This is a genomic window from Vibrio sp. E14 (genome assembly GCF_020515785.1).
GTDB lineage: Bacteria > Pseudomonadota > Gammaproteobacteria > Enterobacterales > Vibrionaceae > Vibrio > Vibrio diabolicus.
Window position 1 is genome coordinate 302,101 of the sequence record NZ_JAHPJI010000003.1, and the last position, 17,031, is coordinate 319,131.

The following is a 17,031-nucleotide window of genomic DNA, read 5'->3' on the forward strand; positions in this document are numbered from 1 at the left end:
CCGACGTTTCCATCGGGGCTTTCTTTTAGACAGGACTATATAATTTCAGAATGGTAATCGTAGAACGATTTAGGCGTCAGCGCGTTTAAGATGCACTTCTTCTTCGGCAACGCCTGCCATTGGGTCGTTGAAGCGAGCTTCATCCAATGCACCTTCTGATTTTGCGACAATGACGGTAACTGCACTGTCACCAGTAATGTTTACCGCAGTACGAATCATATCAAGTAGACGGTCAACGCCCATGATGAGCGCGATACCTTCAAGCGGCAGACCAACTTGGTTCAATACCATGGCTAGCATTACAAGGCCAACACCAGGGACACCCGCAGTACCGATAGATGCCAATGTAGCTGTCATGATTACCATGAGGTAATCGCCCATAGTTAAATCAATATTGAAGGCTTGAGCAATAAAGGCGGTTGCGACACCTTGCATGATCGCCGTACCGTCCATGTTCACGGTTGCACCAAGTGGTACTGTGAACGATGATACGCGGTTCTCAACCCCCATACGGTGCTTAGCCGTTTCCATTGTCACTGGAATCGTCGCGTTTGATGATGCGGTCGAGAAAGCAAACATGATCGCGTCTTCCATCTTACGTAGGAACGTAATTGGATTTAGACCAGTGAAACCTTTTAACATTAAGCTGTAAGTGACTAGGCCGTGCAGGACAAGCGTACCCGCCAGTACTAAGAAGTACTCTGCCAGATTGACGATCGCGCCCAGACCAAGGCCTGTAAATAGCTTCGCCATTAAGAAGAACACACCATAAGGCGCCAAGTTCATCAAAATCGCAACCAGTTTCATGATCACTTCGTTCAGATCAGAGAAGAACGCTGCAATACGTTCACCAGGTTTGCCTGCTGCGCTGATCGCGATACCAAATAGCACCGCAAACACAATAACTTGCAGGGTTTTACCTTCAGCCATCGCACTGATAGGGTTGGTTGGGAACATATCGATGATCACCTGACCCAAAGATGGTGCTTCTGCTGATTTGAATGAACTTGCTGCGGTTAGGTCAGCACCAGCACCTGGCTGGAACAGAGTACCCATAGTTAGAGCAAGCGTAATCGCGATAGCCGTTGTCGTAACGTAGAAAGCGAGGGTTTTACCACCCATGCGACCCAGTGTAGAAAGGTCTTTGAGGGAGCTAGTACCACAAACTAGTGAAACAAACACTAGAGGGACTACGAGCATTTTTAAGCTGGCGACGAAGATCTGTCCACCAACTTCAAATAATCCATTAACAATGTATGCGTCGACAAATCCGTTGCCGGCAAAAAGTGTGCGAATTGCAAATCCTGTCAAGATACCCGCTACCATACCCAAAATTACGCGGCTGGTTAGCGACATCGGTTTCTTGGTATTCATGAGAACACTCCTTATAGTTATGCACCTTGAGTTCACTTCAAAGCGGCGAGCAGAGTAGCAGTGGAGTGAGAAAATACGAAAGAATAATCCTCTAAATGGTTAATAGATGTGAACTTTATCACTAATGAAAATAGAGTTTTAACCAAATCTTAACTATTTGACTGGTCGAAAAGTTTGTATTTTAACACTTTTATCGAACATACAACCAATAAGAAAGAGTATTTACATTTATTTTTAGTAGTAAATGAAGTGCATATTATCTTTAAGGAGTGTTGCTCTTGCATAACTATCTAGATTTTATTCAGGCTAGAAGCCGTCTCTTTTTGACTGTTTTTATATTGGGCTGAACACAAGGGGCTAACGAGCCGTCTATGCCCCTGCTTATGTTACCTATCCGCTGAATCAATGATGGTTGGTCAATGTAGATAATTGGAGGTGATCCCAACTCCAATAATTCTGATTGGTATTGCTAATACCCCCAACCCAATAGCATTGCTTCGCTAGCATGAAGCCTTCCAAACAATGCTGACCAGCCTCAGTGATATGGACGCTCTGTTCCCACCAGTCCCTTTCACGTGACTCAATCGTGATTAAAGGCGTTTGGCATTGTGCTAGAGGGAGGAGTAAGGCGTAAAACATCACATCGCCCAAGTAAGGTAGAGGTTCACGTTGTTGATATTGCTCAAACCAATCTTTGATGAGAATTGAACGATTTTGAGAACTTAGGACCTCTAATGCAATCTGCTGAGTCAAGCTTAATCCTGTTTGTGAATGAGGTAACTCTTGCATATGGCGTATTAGCACGTTGAGCATATTGGGTAAGCAATCTAGATCATGCTGCTCGATCAAATTAACCATAGAGATGGGTGTCGGTGATGTGACAGCGTGCCAGGAATGTTTAGCCTGACTGAATAATTTGGCTGTCACGGGTTTACGGTATCGCCAACAAGAACGAATAGCTTCTTCAGGCAACTGCCCAAAGCCGATGAATCGCTCAGTGCCCGGAAACTGGTTCAACTCAATGATCTCTATCACCTTGTTTTCTACATTCTCTAACAACGTTAGGGCACGAAGCAGCATTAATTGGTCATAGCTGTCATGTTCGACCCAAAAGACGATTCGTTCAAATGTATCACTGAGCAGCGTATCAATATTAGCTTGCTCAAATTTGACAATATCTTGCACTGAATCCTCACGCTTCATCACGGGCAGCAGAGTCTCTACGACATATTGGGCACGAATGGCAAGGAAGTTTTGTGGTGTTGCTGGTATGGGGCCAATACAAAGCGGATCTATTAGGGCTAAAAATGCTCCCTCGAATCCGCTGTCTTTAAGCCGTTGCTGAATATCATGCCCACAGCGGACATGGAGCGTTTTTAGCTCGCTATCAAGAGGAGGGAAGTGTTTTTTGATGGCGTCTTTGTGAGCTTCTAACTCTTCGACATGCGCTTTTAATTTACTCCAACTTGGTAAACCTAATTCTCTGGCTAGCGAATGTTGAACGTCAGCTAATTGAATTGTATTGGGAGCTAATGATTCTGGTTTGGAGTGAAATCGCTTAACTCGATCCAACATCTCATCATCGTGTTGACGTATAGCTTTGAGCCTTTTTTTAGCAACGGATTTTTGTTGGTTAATGTTGATTAAGAAGCTATTTGTAGAGTTCATTTTTCACCTTTCTTATCTCTTCCACACTCGCCTAAATAGAAGCTAAAAAGAAGGTAAAAACAGATTGTTCCTGCTATACAGAGCAGGGTAGAAGAGTTGCCGTGAACCAAGTTCTTTCCGCGAGTGTTGGGGGCTTTAGGCGTGAACAGACTGATAGTAGGGTTTCACAATCCATCATGCAACTATTCATGAGAGAACCGCATCACAAAATATCAGCCCCATTAAAGAAGTGCTGAATAGTTTGACAGCCAATGCCTATGTAGATGTGAACGACCATCCGTTTTCTAGTAGATATGCATTACAGGATCCAGTAATAAAAAAGCCCTGCTAGGTCTAGCAGGGCTTTGTAATGCATGTAGATATTAATTACTCGCTCTTGTAAGCGTAGTTATAGTAACCGTAACCATATCCGTATGAGTTTGACGCTTTCTTCTCTACGGCGTTTAGAATTACGCCTTTTACTTCCACGCCGGATTGTTCAAAGCGACCTTGTGCGACTTCAATTTCCTTCAAAGTCGTTTGATCAAAACGAGCTACCATCAGTGTTGTTCCTGCGATTGCACCAACAATGCTTGGGTCGGTAACCGCGAGTACAGGCGGCGTATCGATGATCACAAGATCGTACTGCGCCGACATTTCGTCAACAAAGCTCTTAAAGCGAGGATGCATCAAAAGCTCTGACGGGTTTGGTGGTACTTGGCCACGAGTAACCACATCTAGATTGTCGATGGATGTTGATTTAATGATATTGCTATGGGATGTCTTGCCGCTCAAATAATCAGAAAGACCGTTATCCCAACGTAAACCAAAACATTGTTGCAAATAACCTTTACGCATATCCGCATCGATAAGCAGTACTTTCTGACCTGTTTTCGCAGCGACGGCTGCAAAGTTTGTCGATACGAACGTTTTACCGATAGATGGTGCTGGACCTGAAATCATAAGAACGTTGTTCTTCGCTTCCATCATCGCAAAGTGCAGGCTAGTACGAAGACTACGCAGGGCCTCGATGGAAAGATCGGCCGGGTTAGCTTCAGCAAGAAGGACTAGCTCATCGTTGCTGCCTTTGTTTCGTTTAAGCTTGTTTGCAAATTCCAGTTGTTGAATAGATTTTGGAACGCTAGCGTAAACAGGCATACCAATCTGCTCAATTTGATCTGGTGTTTCTACACCACGGTGGAATGCCGCACGAATTAATACGAAAGCCACGCCTGCCATGCCGCCAAGCAGTGTTGCTAGCACAACGATAAGCGCTTTTTTCGGCTTTATTGGCTTAGAGAACGACTGAGCGTTATCTAAGATTCGAACGTTGCCAACAGTTCCTGCTTTAATGATGTTGAGCTCTTGAACCTTGTTCAATAGCTGGATGTAGATTTGTTGGTTTACTTCTACATCGCGCGTCATGCGTAGAACTTCACGCTGTGTTTTCGGTAACTTTTGAACTTGTTTATTAAGACGCTCTTTCTCTTTGAGTAGCGTCTCACGTTTATCAAGCAGAGACTTATAAGCCGGGTGATCTTGTGTAAAGCGCTGGCTGATTTCACTCTCTTTGAATGTAAGCTCATTTAACTGCGCTTCTAATTCAACCATCACTTTCAGCGTTGATTGAGCTTCAAGGCCTAAGTCGATAGATTCATTTTCTTGACGGAATCGATTTAAAACGTCTTCAGAAGCGGTCAGTTTTGTTTTGATGTCTGGAAGGTGGCCTTTCAAGAACTCGAGACTTTGCTCTGCCTCTGCTGAGTTTCTTTGAACGTTTTGCAAGAAGTAGTTCTGGCTAATGTCGTTCAAGATAGCTTGAATCTTAGCGCGATCTTCACCAGAGAAGCTTAAAGAAATAATCCCGGTTTGCTTACCACGTTCGCTTATCGATAAGTTTTCTTGAAGTTTATTAATTGCATCTAACTTGCTGACTTTACTCACGGTAAACGATGCGCCGTCTTGCGCTATCATTTCTGTAGCTAAGAATTGATAGCCGTTCTTTTCAATGAGCTCGCCAACCTTACCTTCTAAAATGACGTTATTGTCATCTTCTATAAGTCTGAACGTCTGTTTTTCAGAATCAATAACTTCGAGAGTTAGAGGAATTCCAACTGCGTAAGAAGGGGTATTAAATCGTGAAACGCTCAGACTGATTTGTTCGCCTTGCAGTCGAGCTAAGCCCTTACCGACGATAGGCATGTAATTCGGAGAGACGACCGTGGTTAAGTTGAACTTATCAACGGTACCACCCAAAATCATACGAGATTTAATGATCTCAATTTCTGTTGTCGCTGATGACTCTGCTGAAAACAGCTCTCCCATATCACCAACCATCGCTGAAATACCACCGGAGCTCTTACTTTCAATTTGGATAAGAGCGTCAGCTTTGTAGATAGGTGTTGATAGAATGGCAACGCCGACGCCTATAATTGAAAATAGGATTACGGTACATAGAATGAGCCATTTGGCATCAAGAATGATCCCAAATAACTTTCCCAAATCGATCTCATCGTCGGCTTGACGTGATTGCTTAATAGTTTGTGTTGTCATTACTTTAACTTCTTAAATACCTTGCCATTGGCGTTTATTTATTTAGCCTTGCGGCTTATAGTTTTTGAGACCACGCTTTTGCTGCTTTTTCTATAAGCGTATAAGCATGTTCGAAGGCTTCTCTACTTTGTCTGTATGGATCAGGGATGTTTTTTTCATTTATCCATTGTCCAAACAGCATCGTTTTGCCTCGTGCCTCAGGAGCGACTTTGGTTAAGGCTTCTAAATGACCTTTCTCCATAACCAATATCAGATCGTATTGAGCGCAAAGCTCAGGTGTTAATTGTCGTGCTTCGTGTCCATCTAAGCTTACGCCATGTTCGTTCGCGATGGTGGTTGCCATATCATCAGCAGCCTTTCCTGTTAAATGACTTTTATCCACCGCGATTCCCGCTGACGCGACATGTTTGTTTGGTAGTAAAGACTGCAAAAGCCGCTCTCCTGTTGGAGAGCGGCAAATATTGCCTACACAGACGACAAGAATATTAGAAAACAAATGCTTACCCTATTTTAAATTGTATGCCTATGATCCCAACTGAATTGCTTGCTTCTTTATATTGCACAATTGAGCTACGTAACTATTGAATGCATGCCGCAAGAGATAACTTTCTTGCGGCACGTCGTTTTTACGGCCAAGTGCGTACTCGTAGTACACCTTCGGTTAATTCGTTAAAGCCGGAAATGGTTGGAACAAGTTGAGCAATAACGCGGTTCCAACGGCTAACAGGCGCGGCTGTTACATAGACTATGTCGTATGGGTTGAGATCAAACTCTGTTCCAATCACCAAAGCAGAAGCATCAGAAACATCCAACTGATAAATGTCCGCCATTTTAGCTTCTTCTTTTGAACGTCTGATGACGAAGACGCCAGTAGCATCGGCGGAGATTTCATTAATACCACCAACGCTACTTAGAGCTTCAGTAAGGCTCATACCGCTGCGATCAATTTTGAGTAGCTTCGGATCGTTAACTTCGCCCATAACAAATACTTTTTGCGCATCGTTACGGGGAATATGAACAATATCACCTGGCTTTAGAAGACGGTTTTGAGTTAAGTCGCCTTGTTGCATCAGAGCGTATAAAGAGACATTTTCAACCACACCGTTTCGCGTCAGTGTTGCATTACGCCAATCGGCTTCGGCTGCCAGTCCGCCTGCTCTATTTACGGCATCAAGAAGTGTAAGAGGAATGTTTGTGATTGGTTGTTGCCCTGGCTTGTTCACTTCGCCAGTCACATAAGTCTTTTTAGAACGAAAAGCTGCAACGCTTACATCGACTTGCGGGCTCTCAATGTATTTTGCAAGACGGTTGGCAATGTCTGCACGAATTTGGCGAACGTTTTTACCTTCAACGTGTACAACGCCAATGTAAGGGTAGAAGATCGTGCCATCTGAGTGCACCCAGTTACCTGCTTCGGCTGAGCTACGATATGAGCCAGCTGGGATCGTGAGCTCTGGGTGGTCCCAAATAGTAATATTTAAGATATCGCCAGGTCCTACTTCGTATTCATACTTGGCGATTTCAATATCTAACTCTGGATTTGGCTTTGAAAAAGGATCTATTGAATTTAAAGAGGTCACTCGCTCCAAAGTTAAAGGATAAACCGTAACCTGCGATTCTATATCACTCGATTCAGTGCTCATTACTGTTTTGTCACTGACCGAAAGGTGGCTACCAGGCAGAGTACACCCTGTAAGAAGGATAGGAAGTACTGATATCCCCAAAAATTTATTAAATGTGTTCATTGGTTTATAACTACCGAAAGAAAGTTTGCCGACTGAAATTGGTTCATTCTAATTGAACTGCATTTCATCAATGTTGACGATTTACTGCAGTTTTAAGCCTTTAGAAAGCGAGTCCATTCAGAATTATTTGTGTAATAAACACTCCAAATGGCTGCTAGCGACTTAGAGCTCTTAGTTTCATTTATGAAGGTGAAAAATCTACCCCACAAAAATAGTCAACCATTATCCATCTGGTTGCAATAAAGGCAACTACATACTTAAAAAATACTTACGAATACATGACAAAATTATGTCTATTTAGCGTTATTGAGATGAATGCATGATTTTGCACATGTAAACAGGCAGGAATGTGAAAAAACTCATGCCAAAGTTGTATGCATCCTATTTACACCATATGCAACTGCCGTTATGCTTCCTGTTGCGGTCGGATATAACAACAAATATTGGAGCTAATTTTGAAAATCAAACTTTTAACGGCAAGTGTGGCTGCAGTCCTACTAGCAGGTTGTGGTAGTGACAGCGATCCTGAGGTAAAAACATACTCAGTGCAGGCTTATGATCCAGCTGTTATCGGCATGGAAGTCTCTTACGACTGTGGTGGAGATTTAAAAGGTAAGGCTGATGAACTGACAACAAACTACAAAGGTATGGTTGGCTATGCGCGCATTAGTCACATAGATGTAGTTAGTGCTCCAAGTGAGTGTACTTTCACATTAAAGCACACTGATAAGAGTGTAGATGCATCTAATGGTAAACGTATTACAGCTGATTACAAAATTCCAAAAGGTCTAGCGCAAGCAGATGCACCTGTAACAGGTTCACCGTTTACTACTCTAGTAACGGATACTTTGGAAGAAGGTGCAATTTACACGCCAGAGGTTGCAGAGCAAGTGTTTGCTGACTTAGGTCTTGATGTCAATGCGATGGGCGTTTCAGTTAATGATTTGCTTCGTAATACTGAAAGTGTAGTTAAGCAGTTAGATGAGAGTAGTGATGCTGCAACAAAAGCATTAGCGACTAAACTGGTTGCTACAGCGAATGTAGTTTCAGATGTCATTAAAGCGAACCCTACGGCTTCTCCGAAAGCAATTTCAGTAGCAGCTAAAGCTGTAACTGAAGAGGTAATTAAGAAGAACCCAAATTACCCTAAAAATGATTCTGGTGATGTTATCTACGTAGAGGTATCTGAAGAAGATACTAAAGATGTTGTTAACCAGGTTGAAAAAGAGATCGAAGCAGGAAAACCTGTAGATGATTTCAAACCGGTAGTGCCACCGATTCCAGATGCGAAGCCAGGCAAACCAGTTGATCCTGTTGATCCGCCATCAGGTGGTTCAGGCGGTAACTAATTAACTGTACTGATAATTAAAAGGCCTCTTCAGAGGCCTTTTTTGATCCTATCGTACTGTGTTCATCACCTTTTAGTGAGCCCTTTACTGTTTAAGTAAGGCAGGATGTGCGGACGTGATTCGCCAGCTAGTTTACTGGTGACTTCTTGTGACCAAGTGCTTTGTTTTTGATTGCTCGAGCGGTTTGCATAGTAGTTTTGCATGGTTTGGTCATAAGCCTGAATATCATCCAAATTTAGGTCTTGATATTGATTCTCGTGCACCACGACATGAGCAGGTAGACGTGGCTTAACTTCAGGGGCTTGATCTGGATGACCAAGACACATACCAAATAAAATGGCTGTATTTTTAGGTAAGCCTAGTAACTCGTCGACTTTTTGAGCATTGTTTCGTAAGCCACCAATATACACGCCTCCTAGTCCCATAGACTCTGCCGCAAGTAAGCAGTTTTGTGCCATGATGCCAGAATCAACAGCACCGATAAGTGTTAACTCGGTGAAATCAGCTTGCACATCAGGATTGATACTTGCGTGGCGCTGGTAATCAATGCAAAACACCAAAAACTCAGCAGCGCTTTCAACGTACCCTTGATTCCCCGCATATTGTGCCAATAGCGTACGCTTTTCTTTATCGGTCACGCGGATAATTGAGACGACTTGCAACATACTTGATGAAGACGCCGCAAGGCCAGCTTGTAGAATCGTTTCTAATTGTTCGCTCTCAATAGGTTGTGAGGTGAACTTTCGAATTGAGCGGTGATTGAGAATTGTTTGTATCGTACTGTTCATGGTGACTTAACACCCCCTGTTACATGTAAAGGCTGAAGCCTCACCTTAGCGATATTTGATGAGTCGGTAAACTATCTCAAAAGAAAAACAATGCTTAGCGCATAAGTGTGAAGATGAATAGAGAATACATCACTCGTTCTACTTGAGAGCGTATATACTGTTTTTAGAATCAACAATTTAACTGCAGTGGAAAATATGAAAGAACTCATCGTTCATACAGTCACGGTGTTTATGGGCTTCTTTGCGATCATGAACCCCATTGCCAATATTCCTATCTTTTTGAGTTTAACGGCTGATGAGGATAGAGAAACCGTGCGTTCCATGGCGCTTCGTTCGGTTTTTATTGCATTTGTCATCATTGCGATATTTTCGATCGCCGGTAAATTAATTTTTGATTTGTTTGGTATCACGCTGTACGCCTTGCGAATAACGGGCGGTATCTTGGTGTTTTTGATCGGTTTTAATATGCTTCAAGGTGATTCGACGCATCAGAAAACTAAAGAGAAAGCGTATTCTCCAGCGCAGCAGCAGGCGGCGTTGAGCATTGCCGTTTCTCCACTTGCGATGCCGATATTAGCAGGGCCTGGAACGATTGCTACCGCGATGAACTTTGCTACGGCGGGTGGTTTTGATCAAACCATTATTACCATCGTTTCTTTTGCTGTGTTGTGTGTTATTACCTATATACTGTTTTTATTTGGAGACAAATTGGTCAAAGCAGTTGGACCGAGTGCTCTGAACGTCGTGACGAAAATGATGGGCTTAATCCTAGCGGTTATTGGTACTCAAATGTTTATTGATGGCGCGGGCGAAGCCTATAAAACTGTTTTCTCATAGGCGTCTCCATCTCGTCTAAATCCACACCTACATTTCTAGCTGGTGTGGATTTTTTGAACTTTAGTTTTCACTTTCTAAGAAAGAAATAAATAGACTTCACCTATTTCAATAATAAGAATATTCAATTGTTTTGATTGCACAAATTTCATTACTCTTTTGGCAAGAATAATGGGGGAAATATGGCAACAAAAGCAATTGTAGTGGAAGGTGGCGCGATGCGAGGTGTCTTCGCAAGCGGAGTGCTAGATGCGTTTTTAGAGCAGAGTTATAAACCGTTTGATTTTGCCATTGGTGTATCTGCTGGCGCATCAAACTTGATTGGTTATTTGACCGACTATCCGCATCGCAGCATTAATGTCATTACTAAGCTGGCAACGAGTAAACGCTTTTTTGATCCGACTCGATTCGTTAAAGGTGGGGATCTCATTGATGTGAAGTGGCTGTTTGAAGAGTCTAATCGTTTGTATCCCGTCGATGAAAATAAACTGTTTAATGGTATTCCTTTTCTGGCAGCGACGACGAATGTAGATACAGGACAGGCAGATTATTATCGCGTGACGCGTGATAATTTTCATCATGCGATTGAAGCGACGACAGCGTTACCCATTGCATACAAGCATACCCCTTGCTTTTCTGGAGGTTGCTATACCGATGGCGGGGTTGCAGATTCTATCCCGGTGCGTGAGGCTTATCGTCGCGGGGCTCGCGACATAACCGTTGTGCTTTCTCACCCGCTAAATTATGCCAAGAAGCCAGTAAAAACCACATGGCTGATGAAGAAGTTATTTGCCGAACATCCTAAAATGGCGGACGCGATGTTAAGACGTGCAGATAACTACAATCAATCGTTGGAATTTATTCGTAACCCTCCACCGGGAACGCATGTCAGAGTGATTGCACCACCAGATAATTTTCCTGTTCAGCGCTTATCAATGCGACAAAACGTTCTATTGGAAGGTTATGAAATGGGGCTGATTGAAGGGCGGGCTCATTTGGCTAATTTGTCAGGTGTTCATGGTTTAGATCGGGAAAACTGCCATTTTTGCGTTTGATAATGAAAGAGCCTCATAGCGAGGCTCTTTTTACTTAACGTTCAAAGGGCGATTTAGTTGACTTTATCCCAAGCCATTTCCCAGTGTGAACCTGTTCCTGGTTCGTATTGGTTTGCGCTTTCTTTCCACTGTACACAGTAACCAGAGTATGGGAAGGGTTTACATTGGTAAATGGCACCGTCGCTTGCAAGCACGTTTGTGCCCGCCGTGTAGCTAGATAGCCCTTCAGGGAAGACAAAATCGTACTCGCCAGATGGTGGTGGCGTTACTGACTCTTCTTTTAAGTGAAAGTCGAGCGTTTGCTGATCCACCAAGTTGCCATCTTTGTCTTTAATACGAGTCACGAGCATATGGTGACCAGGCTCTGATTTGCTTAAAGCGAGCGATACAGCCTCCACCGAACCGTCTTTCATTTCATCTGCCCAGCTTGCAAGTGGCTCACGGTGGTGATTGTACACGGTGAGTTCTGCGTTTAAATCGCCTTCAGCAGTTAGTGTCAGATCCAACGTTGTCGGTGTTGACTCAATGATATACTCGTCTGTTAAGCCATCTACTGTGAGTGAGTACTCTGGAGCGGGAGTTTCTATCTTGTAGCCGATTTCTACACGCTCAAGGCCGCTATTAGCTTGCAGGTACACCGGGTTAGTACCATAAACAGGAGTGAATTTATCCTCGGCATACTGTCCAGCTTGCAGTTTAGTTTGCTCTTGGTTGATCTTCGTTGCTAGAGCGTAAGACCAGTTTTTCGCTTTGCCCATGACTGCATCGGTAATTTCTAGCTCGGTTCGATAAGCTATGTTTTCACCCGCCTGATCAAATACGCGTGTATAAACCGAATCTCCAACATTTAAATCCATCGTCGGAATAATTTGACCGCCTTGCGTCCAATCTGGAATGACTGGACTGTCACCATCAAATTTCACATCGATCACGTTATAAAATGAAGCCGCTGTGTCACCAACATCCCATACCGCCAGAATGACGTGATACCCCTCGCGAGTAGGCACATTACATTGGTGGCTCACCTGTTTTGGAGGTTGAACCATATTGCCGTCGACTACGCAGAAAGGAGTCAGATCAAACGAGTCGCGTGATAGTGAGGCATTTGGGTTCCAATCAGGTTTGGTGATGTAATATTTCCAGTCACGCGTCACATGGTTGGCTGTAAATGTCCATTCAAAAGTCTGTGTACCTGATTGAATAGGACGTTTAACCCAGCGGTCGGCAGTTTGTTCATCAAGAGCGGCAGCTAGAGCGGTTTCGGCGCTTGCTATTTTTCCATCGCGAGGCCCTGTTTGTGGAAAACCATCAGGACCTTCAACACTTTGTGGCTCGTATTGAATGGCACCGCAGTTATTATTTTTTTCGTTAGTATCAGGTGTTGGATACTTACATAGTGCCGCGCGACTTGCAGCGACACCATCATTGGTTTCTGATACGTAGCCGTGAGCCGCTGCACCTGAGCTAATGCTTGCAAGTGCTAACGCAAGTACGGATTTGGTTGGAAAGGATTTCATCACATGTCCTCTGTTATGGCTGACAAATTAATGTCACACCTCGGCGCATGCTGAGCACGAAGCAACGCTGCATGAATCCTTACTTTGGATAATGTAGTGTTGCAACATGGCAACCCCGCTATCATGAGCATTACTTTTGATGATGGAATGCTGACAGACCGGAAGCTTTGCGTCCCACCCTTTCGAATGGTTTGCCGAAATGTGATTGAGCAGCCAAAATTTAGCTCAAGAATTTACATGTGGAAAAGTAAACGACACTGACATGGAATCATGTTCTCAAATTGAAAGGTAACGGTACGCCAACCTCGCTGATACTATGCTGTTTTGTTTCTAAGGTATTGGTTTTGATGTTGTTTTTGTCTTTTTTGATAGCTGGAGTGAATGAGTGATTGGTTGTTGGGTCGAAGGTGGGAAGGGGCAGGATTAAGGATAGAAGAAGCACCGTTTAAATAAAGGGCGGAATATACCGCCCTCTGAATCATTTTATTTAGGCATAATGACGGTATCAATAACATGAATGATGCCGTTTTTAGCTTTCACATCGGTTGCCATTACATTTGCATCGTTGACCATGACTTTGTCGCCCATGGTTTTAATCATCACATCTTGGCCCTGAACTGTAGCTGCTTTGTCCAGCTTAACAACATCGGCAGCCATCACTTTCCCTGGAACGACGTGATAAGTCAAAATAGATACTAACTTGTCTTTGTTTTCCGGCATTAAGAGCATATCGATTGTACCGTCAGGCAGTTTTGCAAAAGCGTCATCCGTTGGTGCAAAAACAGTAAATGGGCCTTCTCCTTTGAGTGTATCGACTAGATCAGCCGCTTTCACTGCAGCGACAAGTGTATTGAAAGAGCCGTTTTCAGTGGCAACGTCGACAATATCAGCCTTCATCATGCCGTGCTCATGAGCCTTGACGGGAAGCATAAAAGATAAAGTCGCCATCAATGTAGCCGTGATAACCAAGATACGTTTAAACATAATGTGTTCCTTACGAGTTGGGGGTACAACGGTTTCCCTAGAGAATGTCTTCGTTTGTACGCATCTAAATGAAAAGATGATCAACGAGCCCTGCTTTCTTTCGATGGCCTCACGTGTCGCGTTAAAATCCGTTTGCCTTCTTGTTTTACATCGGCCCGTTTGCGCCATGCCCATAGACGCTCCCTTGCGTCTTTAGCTGCGCTATTTAGGTCGACAATAGGCGCTAGGTAACGGCTATCCGGTTTCAAGTGGTACATGACGGTTTCCATCTGTGTCATTTTCCAGGGCTCGAACAATAGTGGGGTGGGGACCATTTGCAATTCAGGCACCCATTTATAGATGAACGCGCCATCAGGGTCATGTTCTTGGGCTTGCTTAACCGGGTTGTAAATCCGGATTGTATTGGTCCCAGTTACCCCGGCTTGCATTTGGAATTGTGGGTAATGAATACCAGGCTCAAAGTCGAGGAATAGTTGCGCTAAATGCGTCACGCCAGTTCGCCAATCCGTGTTCATGTGATGAGTGAGAAAACTAACCAGCATGGCACGCATGCGAAAGTTTATATAGCCAGTCTGATGCAAACAGCGCATACAGGCATCGATCAAAGGTATGCCTGTATATCCAGATTTCCATGCTGCTAACTTTTCTTCATCGAAAGTGCTACTTTGTTTAATCAACGGTTCGTAAGCCCGGTTAAGACAGTAAAACTCCATGTCGTATTCCGACTCGAATTTTTGGATGAAGTGACAATGCCAATGCAGCCGTGAAGACAACGCAATTAAGCTGCGACGAAACCCAGCTACTTGCCAGTGTTTCAATAGGTATTGATAAACTTCACGCAAGGATATATTACCCCAAGCGAGGTATGGAGAAAGGCGAGTACAGGCTGTACGTGAGGCCGTAGGATTAGAGATGCTTCGATAATAATCGCGACCTCGTCGATTGAAAAAATCTTCCAGTGTTTTCCAAGCGAGTTGGCTTCCTCCCGTTTGCATTCCTTTGCATTTTGATAGCCAGGATGAAGGTGGCGAAAACGCGCAGCCGAGTGATTTTGCATCCAATGAATGCAACAAGTTGGTTTGCAGCTCAAGAGGGCTTATGGAGGCTCTCATGACCAAATCCCAATGTTTGTCCCAACCCTGCCGGTCTTTTGCTCCTCTAATAACAGCACCGTGCTCGAACTCAAACCACGTGATGTTCTGCTCATGCAGCCAGTCGGCAATTTGCTTATCGCGCTCAAAGGTGCAGTTGAGCCCTATTTCCTGATGAGAAAACACAGCGTTGATTTGATATTGCATTTGAATTGATTGAAAACATGCTAAGGCATCGCCAAACAGAACCGTGATGCGGTGTCCATAGGCTTTGAGCGTCTCATTCATGTCTTGCAATGATTGCCAAACAAATCGCCAGTGACGCTCAGAATAGTGAGGGTTGTTTAACAGCAACGGTTCAACAATATATAAAAGTACCGTTGGGTGCTTTGACGACAATGCTTGTGTTAAGGGCTGGTGGTCAGTCAGTCTTAAATCTCGTTTTAACCACACGACATTGATTGTTTGCATCGGAATCCTCTTTGTTTCCGATGTTGTACGCAAGTAAACCGAAGAAATCTCATCCAATGATCGGTTTTATTCCACAAAACGTAGAGGTAACTTTTAGGGAGGTGACACATGGCAATACCATTGAATAAGTTACAAAAATACTTCTATGTAGACAAATTGGTCATTCATTCGCTTGATCTCGCATTGTACCAGGCATCTGTCGTGATTGATGGAGAAGCGCAATTTATCACTGATGACAACGGTATCTTTTTGAGGGCTCATTCCCTGATCGAGATGCAAAAGAAGTGCAGGAATATCAAAGCAAATAAGCAGGTTTTAGTGCATCAAAGTGCTTATGATGAAATGGTGGGGCTACCCGAAGGCAAAAGAGACAATCAACTAGAGGTATTGGTGAGGGATACAAAATTGTATTGAAAGAGTATTGGTGCGTAGTAAAAGCGAGCCACCTTATGGCAGCTAGCTAAATATAAGGAGAGTTGGGCTTAGTCTTGTTTACGCTGCGCTTCTTTTTGCGCGTACTTAGCGGCACGTCGAGCTTCTCTTTGCTTGGCACTTTCGCCACCAACATGCTGCTCGCCTCGTTGTTCTGCAAGAACAATTTGTTTTTCACGTTCGCGGAATCGAGCAATTTGTTCTTCTGAGTGTGTGCCGTGACATTTCGGACAGCTCACGCCTTGCTCGAACATTTCTGACTGTTTGTCTTCTTCAGTGATCGGTAGACGACAAGCGTTACATAAATCGTAATCTGCTTTTTCTAGCTGGTGGTTGACTGCAACACGACCGTCAAACACATAACAATCGCCTTCCCACATACTCTCTTCCTCTGGTACCTCTTCAAGGTACTTTAGAATGCCGCCTTCTAAGTGGTAGACCTCATCAAAGCCCTGTTCTTTCATGTAAGCAGTTGATTTTTCGCAGCGGATACCACCGGTACAGAACATCGCCACTTTCTTATGCTTTTCCGGGTCCATGTTTTCTTTTACATAGTCTGGGAATTCACGAAAGGTTTCAGTATTTGGGTTTACAGCGCCTTTGAATGTGCCGATCTCGATTTCGTAATCATTACGTGTATCGACAACAAACACTTCAGGATCAGCAATAAGATCGTTCCACTCTTGAGGTTTCACGTAAGTACCCACTACGTGGCGAGGGTCTATGCCTTCAACACCTAATGTTACGATCTCTTTTTTCAATTTCACTTTGGTGCGATTGAATGGCTGGGTCTCAGAGTACGACTCTTTGTATACGGTGCCTGTCAAACGAGGCTCGTTGTTTAGCCACTCCAGTAGCGTATCAATACCTGCACGATCAGAGGCAACAGTGCCGTTGATGCCCTCACTTGCCAGCAGTAATGTTCCGCGAATATGGTGTTTTTCCATCAACGCAAGTAATGGCTCGCGTAGTTCTTGATAGTTATTCAGCTCAACAAACTTGTACAGCGCACAAACTACATACTGACTCATGAGGTTTCCTTTAAAAATACAGGTGGTCAACGACCTTAAAATTTTAGCGGCACGAAGTATACCTGACTAAATTAGTCGGAAATACGGACAAATTATGCGGATATTATGGCTAGGCAGGATGTAGCGGTGTTTTGATGCGGCAAAGCGTCACGCGGGTAAA

The 17,031-nt window shown here is 43.8% G+C and carries 14 protein-coding genes and 1 riboswitch; of the genes, 4 read left to right on the plus strand and 10 right to left on the minus strand.

All coding sequences use genetic code 11. From position 1 onward, the window contains the following. Positions 1–69: 69 nt before the first annotated feature. From LIX84_RS10800 to LIX84_RS10820, 5 genes are all read right to left on the minus strand, one after another. Complete coding sequence (locus tag LIX84_RS10800) at positions 70–1,374, minus strand: dicarboxylate/amino acid:cation symporter (RefSeq protein WP_005397791.1); 1,305 nt, start codon at positions 1,372–1,374, stop codon at positions 70–72. A 402-nt stretch (positions 1,375–1,776) separates the two neighbouring features. Next, the gene (locus tag LIX84_RS10805) at positions 1,777–3,042 is read right to left on the minus strand and encodes a DUF1835 domain-containing protein (protein WP_226421287.1); all 1,266 of its coding nucleotides are present in this window, start codon (positions 3,040–3,042) and stop codon (positions 1,777–1,779) included. 366 nt (positions 3,043–3,408) lie between these two features. After that, positions 3,409–5,574, minus strand: a complete 2,166-nt coding sequence (locus tag LIX84_RS10810) for a polysaccharide biosynthesis tyrosine autokinase (protein WP_226421288.1) — start codon at positions 5,572–5,574, stop codon at positions 3,409–3,411. A 55-nt stretch (positions 5,575–5,629) separates the two neighbouring features. Further along, positions 5,630–6,070: an arsenate reductase/protein-tyrosine-phosphatase family protein gene (locus tag LIX84_RS10815; protein ID WP_047009636.1), complete on the minus strand. Its 441-nt coding sequence runs from the start codon at positions 6,068–6,070 to the stop codon at positions 5,630–5,632. 130 nt (positions 6,071–6,200) lie between these two features. Continuing rightward, complete coding sequence (locus tag LIX84_RS10820) at positions 6,201–7,319, minus strand: polysaccharide export protein (protein WP_006740798.1); 1,119 nt, start codon at positions 7,317–7,319, stop codon at positions 6,201–6,203. A gap of 455 nt (positions 7,320–7,774) precedes the next feature. On the opposite strand from LIX84_RS10820, the gene LIX84_RS10825 reads away from it, so the two are divergent. Continuing rightward, complete coding sequence (locus tag LIX84_RS10825; protein WP_226421289.1) at positions 7,775–8,668, plus strand: hypothetical protein; 894 nt, start codon at positions 7,775–7,777, stop codon at positions 8,666–8,668. A gap of 65 nt (positions 8,669–8,733) precedes the next feature. Here LIX84_RS10825 and nfsA read toward each other — a convergent pair whose 3' ends face one another. Then, entirely contained in the window at positions 8,734–9,456 is a 723-nt protein-coding gene (nfsA, locus tag LIX84_RS10830) for an oxygen-insensitive NADPH nitroreductase (protein ID WP_006740796.1), read from the minus strand. A 195-nt stretch (positions 9,457–9,651) separates the two neighbouring features. Here nfsA and LIX84_RS10835 point away from each other — a divergent pair, with 195 nt between their 5' ends. Together LIX84_RS10835 and LIX84_RS10840 are read left to right on the plus strand one after the other, a co-directional pair. Further along, positions 9,652–10,293 carry a MarC family protein gene (locus tag LIX84_RS10835; protein WP_046875716.1) on the plus strand — a complete coding sequence of 214 codons (642 nt, stop codon included), beginning with the start codon at positions 9,652–9,654 and terminating at the stop codon, positions 10,291–10,293. Positions 10,294–10,472: 179 nt separating this feature from the next. After that, positions 10,473–11,345, plus strand: a complete 873-nt coding sequence (locus LIX84_RS10840; RefSeq protein ID WP_048625429.1) for a patatin-like phospholipase family protein — start codon at positions 10,473–10,475, stop codon at positions 11,343–11,345. Between the two features lie 53 nt (positions 11,346–11,398). On the opposite strand, the gene gbpA is transcribed toward LIX84_RS10840, so the two are convergent. The 3 genes from gbpA to LIX84_RS10855 form a co-directional block, all read right to left on the minus strand. Continuing rightward, positions 11,399–12,862: an N-acetylglucosamine-binding protein GbpA gene (gbpA, locus tag LIX84_RS10845; RefSeq protein WP_226421290.1), complete on the minus strand. Its 1,464-nt coding sequence runs from the start codon at positions 12,860–12,862 to the stop codon at positions 11,399–11,401. 105 nt (positions 12,863–12,967) lie between these two features. Further along, positions 12,968–13,068, minus strand: a riboswitch (cyclic di-GMP riboswitch). A 277-nt stretch (positions 13,069–13,345) separates the two neighbouring features. Continuing rightward, positions 13,346–13,846, minus strand: a complete 501-nt coding sequence (locus tag LIX84_RS10850) for a fasciclin domain-containing protein (protein WP_226421291.1) — start codon at positions 13,844–13,846, stop codon at positions 13,346–13,348. A gap of 80 nt (positions 13,847–13,926) precedes the next feature. Beyond that, entirely contained in the window at positions 13,927–15,408 is a 1,482-nt protein-coding gene (locus LIX84_RS10855) for a cryptochrome/deoxyribodipyrimidine photo-lyase family protein (RefSeq protein ID WP_226421292.1), read from the minus strand. A 108-nt stretch (positions 15,409–15,516) separates the two neighbouring features. On the opposite strand from LIX84_RS10855, the gene LIX84_RS10860 reads away from it, so the two are divergent. Beyond that, the gene (locus tag LIX84_RS10860; RefSeq protein ID WP_226421293.1) at positions 15,517–15,822 is read left to right on the plus strand and encodes a DUF6482 family protein; all 306 of its coding nucleotides are present in this window, start codon (positions 15,517–15,519) and stop codon (positions 15,820–15,822) included. Positions 15,823–15,890: 68 nt separating this feature from the next. Here LIX84_RS10860 and trhO read toward each other — a convergent pair whose 3' ends face one another. Continuing rightward, complete coding sequence (gene trhO, locus LIX84_RS10865; RefSeq protein ID WP_226421294.1) at positions 15,891–16,871, minus strand: oxygen-dependent tRNA uridine(34) hydroxylase TrhO; 981 nt, start codon at positions 16,869–16,871, stop codon at positions 15,891–15,893. Positions 16,872–17,031 lie beyond the last annotated feature (160 nt).

Bases quoted from the DNA above. Each gene is read 5' to 3' on its own strand.
- trhO (WP_226421294.1), bottom strand. From the start codon at position 16,871: ATGAGTCAGTATGTAGTTTGTGCGCTGTACAAGTTTGTTGAGCTGAAT.
- LIX84_RS10850 (WP_226421291.1), bottom strand. From the start codon at position 13,846: ATGTTTAAACGTATCTTGGTTATCACGGCTACATTGATGGCGACTTTA.
- LIX84_RS10860 (WP_226421293.1), top strand. From the start codon at position 15,517: ATGGCAATACCATTGAATAAGTTACAAAAATACTTCTATGTAGACAAA.
- nfsA (WP_006740796.1), bottom strand. From the start codon at position 9,456: ATGAACAGTACGATACAAACAATTCTCAATCACCGCTCAATTCGAAAG.
- LIX84_RS10840 (WP_048625429.1), top strand. From the start codon at position 10,473: ATGGCAACAAAAGCAATTGTAGTGGAAGGTGGCGCGATGCGAGGTGTC.
- gbpA (WP_226421290.1), bottom strand. From the start codon at position 12,862: ATGAAATCCTTTCCAACCAAATCCGTACTTGCGTTAGCACTTGCAAGC.
- LIX84_RS10820 (WP_006740798.1), bottom strand. From the start codon at position 7,319: ATGAACACATTTAATAAATTTTTGGGGATATCAGTACTTCCTATCCTT.
- LIX84_RS10805 (WP_226421287.1), bottom strand. From the start codon at position 3,042: ATGAACTCTACAAATAGCTTCTTAATCAACATTAACCAACAAAAATCC.
- LIX84_RS10835 (WP_046875716.1), top strand. From the start codon at position 9,652: ATGAAAGAACTCATCGTTCATACAGTCACGGTGTTTATGGGCTTCTTT.
- LIX84_RS10810 (WP_226421288.1), bottom strand. From the start codon at position 5,574: ATGACAACACAAACTATTAAGCAATCACGTCAAGCCGACGATGAGATC.
- LIX84_RS10800 (WP_005397791.1), bottom strand. From the start codon at position 1,374: ATGAATACCAAGAAACCGATGTCGCTAACCAGCCGCGTAATTTTGGGT.
- LIX84_RS10855 (WP_226421292.1), bottom strand. From the start codon at position 15,408: ATGCAAACAATCAATGTCGTGTGGTTAAAACGAGATTTAAGACTGACT.